Here is an 8,424-nt window from a genome sequence, read left to right on the forward strand (position 1 = left end):
GGCCGCTTCCGCAAGGGAAGCGGCCGTCGCCAGCAGCTCCGGTGTGCTCTTCATCATGTATCCTCCTGTGGGCGCATCCGGCACAATCAGGGACCGGAAGGCATCTCAATTATGACGAATCACCGCGTCATTTGTTCAAAAATAAGAACGGATAAGGACAGCTTATTTCGCTGCTTCCTGGCTTTTTCTGATATTCGCTAAATGTTCCTTGTACGTCTTGGCGAATAAATGGGCATGGCTTCCGTCCTTCTTCGTAACGTAATAATAATAATCCGAAGCCTCCGGCTCCAGCGCCGCCTTAATGGAGGCCAGACCCGGGCTGCAGATCGGTCCCGGCGGCAAGCCGGCATTCCGGTACGTATTGTATGGGCTATCGACTTCGAGATCCTTATACAGCAGTCTTTCCTTCGGCTTGGCAAGCAGATACTGGACCGTGGCGTCGATCTCAAGCTTCTGCCCTTTATTGAGCCTGTTGTAGATAACTCCGGCCACAAGCGGACGCTCGCTGTCCACAACGACTTCACGCTCCACCAGGGAAGCGACGGTCAGCAGTTCATGCAGGGTTAGTCCGCGATCTTTAAGACGGGTCTGCCAATCGGGGATGCTGTCCAGCCTCTTCTGCAGCTCCTCCATCATCTTCTCGACAATGTGCTGCGGCGTGCTGTCTTTGACCAGCTCATACGTCTCCGGGAACATATAGCCCTCTAGCCGGTGACGAATATCTTTTTCCTGCGGAATACCTAAGACGTCTGTCTCCTTCAGCTCCGCCCCCGTATCCATCAGCGACAAAAAAATTGAGGCGTTTTTTCCCCAAGCCTGAGCAAGCCTGTCCGCAATCTGCTTCGCCGTGTACCCTTCAGGAATAGTAAAGACGACAGTTTCCTTCTTCACCACATCCCCCGCGTTCAAGCGGGTAATCAGATTGTCATATGTTGCGCCAGGAGCGGCACTGTAAGTCCCGGCCTTGAACTGTGACCCTTCGTTTGTCCACTTCAAATAGCCTTTAAACAAAAGAGCGCTGCGGATAATCCCTTTCTGCTCCAAAAGATCGGCAATTTCCGAGCTGCCCATGCCTTTTTCAATGGTAATGTTTACAGCAGGCCCTGACGGTTCCACCGGTTTCATACCGTTCCATATATACCAGATTCCTGCACCCGCCAGAGCGATAAGCAGCAGCAGGACAATCAACAGATTGCGGATGACGGACTTCAAACATTCTCCTCACTTTCCGACTATAAATATAAAATTGTATTCATTTAAATTCAATAGATATTTTAAAAATCACTTATTTTCAAGCAAAAAGAGCGCGGAATGCTCCGCCCTCCCCTGCTTGTGGCTGCGTTCAACCGGCCCGAGGGCCGAAAGCGGCTAGCCGTATATGCTTACACTTCGTCGTCCGGAAAAGTCAGCTCGTCATACAGCTCCGAGACATCTTCCCATTCTTCGTCGTCTTCAATGCTCTCCAGCTCTGGCGGACCATCCGGGGAAACAACGATGCGCAGGATTTCCCGCTCCCCGTCCTTCTCCGAACCTTCCAGCACCGCATAGCTGCGGCCCTGTACTTCAAATTCGGCGATGATTTGATGCACGGAAGCCTTGCCGTTCTCGTCTTCCAGTTCCACGGTCTCTCCATAGGCGTCTTTCAGCCTGGAGGTCCATATCACTTGGCCGGCAGAAAACTCAGTCATTCCCTGCTCCTCCATCCAGCTCTTCAACCAGAGTGTTGAAGGTCTCCTCGACAATTGCCCACTCTTCATCATCTTCGATCATGAACAGCTGCAGGTCTTCTCCGTCTTCTTCGTAGCGGAATGCGTATACCTCATCGGCTTCTTCGTCCTCGGAATCGAGCGGCACCACCATCATATACTTGGAATCAGAGCCGTCAACCTCGAACTTCATGATAACCTCGAATTCTTCTTCGTTGCCTTCATCATCGGGAATATAAATAATCTCCGGTTCCTCATCCATGCCGATCTGCTCGTTTGCCATGTGTGCGCACCCCTCACCTTTTACTGTTAGCATCCAAATAATTTTGCAAGATCAGAACTGCGGCCATCTTATCCACAATTCCTTTGCGCTTCTTGCGGCTGACATCGCCTTCAATCAGTACCCGCTCAGCAGATACCGTCGTCAGGCGTTCATCCCAAAGGTGTACGGGCAAACTCAGCGTCTCCCGCAGCTGGTCCGCAAATTCAATGCAAATCTCGCCGCGGGGGCCCACTGTGCCGTTCATATTCTTGGGCAGGCCGACTACAATCTCGGATACTTCGTATTCCTCGATCAAGCGACGAATTCGCTCCATCTCACTCCCGTCCCGGCGGCGCTCGATGGTCTCCAGTCCTTGAGCGGTCCAGCCAAAAGCATCGCTTACGGCTGCGCCGATCCGGCGATCCCCGTAATCCAGACCAAGTTTCCTCATTTGACCTTATCCGCCGGCTGATTGGCAAGGTAGAACCGGACCAGTTCCTCAATCAGCTCGTCACGTTCTTTCCTCCGGACCAAACTTCTCGCATTGTTGTGGCGCGGGATGTAAGCCGGATCACCGGAAAGAAGGTAGCCTACAATCTGGTTGATCGGATTATAATCCTTCTCCACCAGGGCGTTGTGAACGGTAAGCAAGATCTCGCGGGGAGATGCCTCTTTCTCGTCGCCCTTCACATTGAATTTGACCGTTTTGTCCATGGAGTCCATCTGTGACACCTTCCTTCTGCGCAGTCAATGCTTGACGGGGCCTTCGCAAAGTTGCTGCATTACTATATATTTGTATCTCACCCCATCATAACATATTCACGGTCGAACAAGAAAATCCTGCCGGAATATAGCGGTTTTTTGAGCTTATACTCATGAATAACGCAAAAATTAAGGATTGTATGCAGAGAAGACGCGAAAAAGCGAAGAGGACCTGTCCACCCAAAGGGGCAATGTCCCAGGGTAACCCCTTCACAGCCGATTAGGCCAAGGATAGGAGCGCAACTATGCAGGCAAGCTCCTATCCCTTGGCTAAAGCCTTGAGCTGCCGCCTTCCGGAACCCAAGCGGCTGCCAGCTGTCGGCTAAGCGCTCGCGAAGAGATATTCTCTTCGCGGCGGATTCGCAGGCTGTAACCGCTGGGGGACCGCTCGGCTTAACCGGTTAATCAGCCCTGGGCTGCCACCAGTTCTTCCGCCTTCGCCAGCGCGGCAGCCAGCTTGGAAGCGTCCTTGCCGCCGGCCTGAGCCATGTCCGGACGGCCTCCCCCCCCGCCGCCGCATACCGCTGCGACTTCCTTCACCAGCTTGCCGGCATGATAGCCCTGCTTCACCAGCGTCTGCGGAACCGCGACGACAAAGTTCACTTTGTCATCCATGGCGGCGCCCAGCACGATGACCGCCTCCGGCAGCTTCGCCTTCAGCTCATCGGCCATCGACCGCAGCGCATCCATGCTGCCGGCCTGTACGGAAGCCGTCAGCACCTGCACGCCGCTTCCGACTGTCTTCACGCTGCTCGTCAGCTCGGCTGCTGCAGCAGCGCTGAGCTTCGATTGCAGCGACTCATTTTCGCGCGCAAGCTCGCGAACTTGGCCGCTCAAAGCCTCGATCCGCTTCGGCACATCTGGAAGCGATGATTTCAGCAGCGCCGCCGCCTGCTTCAGCACGTCGAGCTGGCTCTCCGTGTACTGGTAAGCGTAACGGCCGGTCACCGCTTCAATCCGGCGCACGCCGGAGCCGATGCCGCTCTCGCTGACCAGCTTGAAAATGCCGATCTGCGATGTGTTGCTCACATGACAGCCGCCGCACAGCTCAAGGCTGTAATCGCCGACCTGCACGACGCGGACGATATCGCCGTATTTCTCGCCGAAGAGCGCCATCGCGCCCATCGCTTTGGCTTCGTCGATCGGTTTATTTTCAATTACGACGTCCAGTCCGCGCCAGATTTGCTCATTGACCTTATGCTCGATTTCCGTCAGCTCTTCCGGCGTAATCGCACCGAAATGCGAGAAGTCGAAGCGAAGCCGCTGCCCTTCCACAAGAGATCCCGCCTGATTAACGTGGCCGCCAAGCACTTCTTTCAGCGCTTTGTGCAGCAGGTGGGTAGCCGTATGGTTCTTCACCACATCCTCGCGTTCCGAACGGTTCACTTCTGCGCGGACCATATCGCCCACTTTCAGCTCACCGGATTCCACCGTCACCAGATGAACATGCTGGCCGCGGGGCGCCTTGAAGAGCCCGTTAACCTTTGCCGTAACCGAACCACTTGTCAGCACCCCATGATCGCTTACTTGGCCGCCGCTTTCGGCATAGAACGGCGTCGACTCGAGAATAACCTGCGCTTCCGCACCTTCGCCTGCGGTGTCCACCAGCTCGTCGCCGACCAGAATGGCAGCGATTTTCGTTTCGGCTACGAGGTCATTATATCCAACAAACTGGCTTTTAACCGTCAGCTCGGACAACGCCCCGCCCTGTACCTTCATGCTGCCGCTGTCTTGGCGGGCCGCTCTTGCCCGGTCGCGCTGCTCCTGCATCGCCGCGTCGAACCCTTCACGGTCGACCTTTAGCCCCTGCTCGGCAGCGTAATCTTCCGTCAGGTCGAATGGGAAGCCATAGGTGTCATACAACTTGAACGCGTCTGCTCCGCTGATCACGTCCACACCGTCCGCCTTCGCCCGGTCGCTGATTTCGCCCAGGATCGCCAGGCCGTCGGACAGCTTTTCATGGAAGCGTTCTTCTTCCGTACGGATGATTTTGGCAATATATTCGCGGTTCTCCACCACCGTCGGATAGTAGACGCCCATAATGTCGCCCACAACGCTAGTCAGCTCATACATGAACGGACGGTCCAGACCCAGCGTCTTGCCATAGCGCACCGCACGGCGCAGCAGACGGCGGATAATATAGCCGCGGCCTTCATTGGAAGGCAGCACGCCGTCGCCTACCGCGAAAGTTACGGTACGGATATGGTCAGCGATAACTTTCAGCGCAATATCCTGCTCCAGGTTATCCTTGTAGTTTACACCTGCAAGCTTGGCCGTCGTCTGAATGATGGGCTGGAACAGGTCGGTGTCGAAGTTCGAATCCACGTCCTGGAGGATGGAAGCGAAACGCTCCAGACCCGCGCCGGTATCGATGTTCTTATTCGGAAGCGGCGTGTAGCTGCCGTCCTTGTTATGGTTGAACTGCGAGAATACGAGGTTCCACACTTCGAGATAGCGTTCGTTCTCGCCGCCCGGATACATTTCCGGGTCCGACATGTCGCTGCCGTAGGCTTCGCCGCGGTCGTAGAAAATTTCCGTACAAGGTCCGCACGGCCCTTCACCGATATCCCAGAAGTTGTCCTCCAGCTTGATGATGCGTTCTGCGGGCAGTCCGATTTTTTCATTCCAGAACTTGAACGCTTCTTCATCCTCGGGATAGACGGTAACCGCCAGGCGGTCCGGGTCGAAACCGATCCACTCCTTGCCCGTCAGGAATTCCCAGGCCCAAGTAATCGCTTCTTCCTTGAAATAGTCCCCGATGGAGAAGTTGCCCAGCATTTCAAAAAACGTATGGTGCCGCCGCGTCTTACCGACATTCTCAATGTCGTTCGTGCGGATACATTTCTGCGAGTTGGCTAGCCGCGGATTCTCCGGCTTCACGCGTCCGTCGAAATAAGCTTTAAGCGGCGCCATGCCCGCGTTAATCCACAAGAGCGATGGATCATTGTGGGGGACGAGCGATGCGCTGGGCTCGATTTTATGGCCTTTGCCTGCAAAAAACTCCAGCCATTTGGAACGGATTTCACTTGCTTTCATCTAAATACAGCTCCTGTCAATTGAAGTTTAAGAAGAATCGTAAAAATCTGGCCACGGATAAGCGCTCGTCCGATCCTTGCCAGGATTTCGAAAAAGAAAATAAAAACGCCCCTGAAATAATTCAGGGACGATTATATCGCGGTACCACCCTGGTTATCGCCCATTAGCGTCCTTGGCATCTTGTAAAGATGCTTCAGACACGCTGACAGTAAGCGATCGCCTTGTTACGGCCGTTAACGGGACCATCCGGCAGGCTTATACCTGCACTCCGAAATCAGCTTTCCGCCGGCCCGTCTCCCGGATTCTCACAGCCGCTTGCGTTACCCGCAAGGGAATCCGTTCTCTGCTGAAGCCTTGTTTCCGGCGTACTTCATTTCATCACTGTATTCATAGCTATGAGGTTAACGCATTTTAACATTATAAGTATATCTATGCCCTTTGTTTCTGTCAATTGTCTGCTTCATCCGATCCCGGTTACAGCACCGCCGAAGAGCCTCCGTCGATATTGACGGACGTTCCGGTAACATAGGAAGCCGCATCGGATACCAGGAACGCGATCACCTTGGCCGCTTCTTCCGCCTCGCCGATTCTTCCCAGCGGAATGCCGTGGCGCGGATCGGCCGAGAACTCCTTCCAGCTTAAGTTAGGAGCGGCCTGCTTCCATTTCCGCTCGATTTGGTCGCTTCGGATGAGGCCGATGCATACCGCGTTGACGCGAATGCCCACCCCGGCCAAATCCTTGCTCATCGCCTTGGTCAGCGCAAGTCCCGCTGCGCGGCTGACCGACGTTGGCAGAGAAGCGGCGGACGGAGCCTTGCCTTTCACCGCCGTGACATTGACAATTGCGCCGCCTCCAGCCCCGCGCATATACGGGATTGCGGCCCGCGCGCAGTGCACCGCGCCCAGCAGCTTCAGGTCAAGGTCGGCGTCCCAGCCTTCAGCGTCCACTTCCTCGAACGGCTTGGCGGCGGAGGTTCCGGCATTATTGATCAGAATATCGACGCCTCCGAAATGCGCGCCGGCAGTCTCGACCGCCTGCCGGGCGCCTTCCTCAGACGAGATATCGGCCTGAATGATCAGCGCTTCCTTTCCAGTTGCTTCATATATATGGCGCGCGGCTGCCTGAAGCGGCTCAAGCGTACGGGCGATGATCGCCACATCCGCACCTTCACCGGCCAGAACGATAGCCGTAGCCAGACCGATTCCTTTGCTGCCGCCGGTTATAACCGCCTTTTTCCCTTTCAAACCCAGATTCATTATCTAACCCTCCCTAAGCGGCGGTTTCGGCACCGTCCTGCTAAAATTTCTCATAAGTACATTATACATACTCATAAGCGTTATACATACTGCGGCCGAAAGCGTGACCCGATTTCACATTATAAAAACATATCTTTACATTAATCGCAAACAGGCGTATAATCTCTAATTGTTCGGGCGAAACTTTCCCGTCTAAACTCCATTAACGAGACGTGGCTCAGCTTGGTAGAGCGCTTGCTTCGGGAGCAAGAGGTCGCAGGTTCAAATCCTGTCGTCTCGATAACAAAAAAGCCTAGAGCCGCAAGGGTTTTCAACCCTGAAGCTCTGGGCTTTTAGCCGATTTTCCCGAAGATACACCAATTAGTACAGCAAGTTTCCCGTTTTCGGCAAGGCCATGATACGGCAAAAATCCAGCCAGTCAAGAGTTTAAGAGTGGAGATTTTGCGACAGCAAAATAGTACTCGTCCCTTGACTGGCTGGATAGGCGCAGCGGCCTGAATTACGAGCAATTATGTACTTGCACCTTTACTTTAATGGGATAAGGCGAAGATGCTGCTACTTACGGCATCCTGCATATATCAAAGATTGTTGCGGATTATTTCTGTTTTCATGGATTATAGAGCTTTAATGCTTCCAGCCTTTTTGCTCGCTCAAACGCTTTATGTAAAAACTCTTTAGCCGATAAATCCTCGTAATCCCAATTCATGGCCTCTATTGCAGTCGCGCCTGAATAATCCGTTTCCGCAATTTTTTTCATGGTTGTAGACCAATCAATCGTGCCGTCAAAGGGTAACCCGTGTTGGGCATAACTTCCGTTATTATCATGTAAATGTACTGCCATCAACCGGGAACCGTACATGGATAATAAATCATTGCCCGGATAGTAGCGGTAGTGATGTCCACAGTCATAACAGAATCCGATACGCAAGGAATCCACTTGCTCCAGCACATATGCCAAATTGGTAAGGTTCCGTAAATTCTCCAGCGCAACATTGACACCAAGCTGTTCAGCTTTTTCAGTGATTCTCTTGATTCTATCCAGTCCCAATGCGTTATATGGATTGTCTTCGCCCGGCAGGTGCACCACCATTGTCGGAATCTCAAATTCGGCGCAATCTGTAACACACTGCAAATAGCAGTCGGTTAAGGCTTCTCCGTCCAGATTGTCAAGCCAGAGGTTGTTTTCGTTTTGGATTGGCGTGTGGATATTTTCTATAAAAAGACCCGCTTCTCGCGCAATTTGTGGCCCGTTGCGGTAATCGTTCCGATTAAAGTCTTCACTCCACCATAATAAAACGCCATCAAATCCGGCTTCTTTTATTAACTGATAACGTTCCTTTATCGGCAATTCATAGCCAAACCAATCTTGAACACTCCCCCACTTAGCTAACACTTGAAGTG

8 protein-coding genes and 1 tRNA gene are annotated in these 8,424 nt (G+C 53.4%); 1 reads left to right on the top strand and 8 read right to left on the bottom strand.

Features of this window, described 5'->3' with window-relative positions; genetic code table 11:
* Positions 1-162: 162 nt before the first annotated feature.
* The 7 genes from mltG to L691_RS0103000 all read right to left on the bottom strand — a co-directional run bounded on the left by mltG (position 163) and on the right by L691_RS0103000 (position 7,023).
* Positions 163-1,212: an endolytic transglycosylase MltG gene (gene mltG, locus L691_RS0102970; protein WP_025688681.1), complete on the bottom strand. Its 1,050-nt coding sequence runs from the start codon at positions 1,210-1,212 to the stop codon at positions 163-165.
* A gap of 170 nt (positions 1,213-1,382) precedes the next feature.
* A complete protein-coding gene (locus L691_RS0102975) occupies positions 1,383-1,688 on the bottom strand; it encodes a DUF1292 domain-containing protein (RefSeq protein ID WP_025688683.1) in 306 nt (101 codons plus the stop codon).
* Positions 1,681-1,989 carry a DUF1292 domain-containing protein gene (locus L691_RS0102980; protein WP_025688684.1) on the bottom strand — a complete coding sequence of 103 codons (309 nt, stop codon included), beginning with the start codon at positions 1,987-1,989 and terminating at the stop codon, positions 1,681-1,683. The genes L691_RS0102975 and L691_RS0102980 overlap by 8 nt, the downstream gene beginning before the upstream one ends.
* A 13-nt stretch (positions 1,990-2,002) precedes the next feature.
* Complete coding sequence (ruvX, locus tag L691_RS0102985; RefSeq protein ID WP_025688686.1) at positions 2,003-2,419, bottom strand: Holliday junction resolvase RuvX; 417 nt, start codon at positions 2,417-2,419, stop codon at positions 2,003-2,005.
* Entirely contained in the window at positions 2,416-2,691 is a 276-nt protein-coding gene (locus tag L691_RS0102990) for an IreB family regulatory phosphoprotein (protein ID WP_025688687.1), read from the bottom strand. Before L691_RS0102990 ends, ruvX begins: the two co-directional genes overlap by 4 nt.
* 444 nt (positions 2,692-3,135) lie before the next feature.
* On the bottom strand, positions 3,136-5,766 hold the full coding sequence (gene alaS, locus L691_RS0102995) for an alanine--tRNA ligase (RefSeq protein WP_025688688.1): 2,631 nt from the start codon (positions 5,764-5,766) through the stop codon (positions 3,136-3,138).
* A 474-nt stretch (positions 5,767-6,240) separates the two neighbouring features.
* Positions 6,241-7,023, bottom strand: a complete 783-nt coding sequence (locus L691_RS0103000; protein WP_025688689.1) for an SDR family NAD(P)-dependent oxidoreductase — start codon at positions 7,021-7,023, stop codon at positions 6,241-6,243.
* A gap of 206 nt (positions 7,024-7,229) precedes the next feature.
* Between L691_RS0103000 and L691_RS0103005 the strand changes: the two genes are divergently transcribed.
* Positions 7,230-7,303: transfer RNA gene (locus L691_RS0103005), tRNA-Pro, on the top strand.
* A 327-nt stretch (positions 7,304-7,630) separates the two neighbouring features.
* Here L691_RS0103005 and L691_RS0103010 read toward each other — a convergent pair.
* Positions 7,631-8,424 (bottom strand): sugar phosphate isomerase/epimerase family protein (locus tag L691_RS0103010; RefSeq protein ID WP_025688692.1); only part of this gene is annotated, 794 nt, incomplete at its 5' end.

This window comes from Paenibacillus zanthoxyli JH29 (assembly GCF_000520715.1).
Taxonomy (GTDB): Bacteria; Bacillota; Bacilli; order Paenibacillales; family Paenibacillaceae; genus Paenibacillus_AQ; species Paenibacillus_AQ zanthoxyli.